The following is a 526-nucleotide window of genomic DNA, read 5'->3' as shown; positions in this document are numbered from 1 at the left end:
GCATTGTAAAGTTCTTGACCGTACGGGGCTTATTCTTGACATTTTTGCTCAACGTGCTACCACCAGCTACGCCCGCACCCAGGTAGAACTGGCACAATATGAATATCTATTGCCACGACTTGCCGGGATGTGGACTCACCTTGAGCGGCAACGTGGTGGTATTGGTATGCGTGGACCGGGGGAAACCGAAATCGAGACAGACCGCAGGATCGTTCGGGATAAGATCGCACTCCTAAAAAAGAAGCTGGAAACGATTGACAGGCAAATGGAAGTGCAGCGCGGGAATCGCGGACAGTTGGTGAGAGTTGCTCTTGTAGGTTACACCAACGTTGGTAAATCCACTTTGATGAACGTGATAAGCAAAAGCGAAGTTTTTGCTGAAAATAAACTTTTTGCCACCCTTGATACCACGGTGCGCAAAGTGGTGATAAGGAACCTTCCTTTTCTGCTCACAGATACTGTGGGGTTTATCAGAAAATTACCAACTCAACTCGTTGAATCTTTTAAATCCACCCTGGATGAAGTA

1 protein-coding gene is annotated in these 526 nt (G+C 47.1%); it reads left to right on the top strand.

The genetic code is table 11. The features are described from left to right. Positions 1-526: GTPase HflX (gene hflX, locus HC175_RS17255; protein ID WP_168139551.1), on the top strand; the 526-nt coding region annotated here is incomplete at both ends.

This window comes from Salinimicrobium oceani (assembly GCF_012037645.1).
Note: the sequence above shows the minus strand (reverse complement) of the source record. Positions and strands in the feature narration are given on the sequence as shown.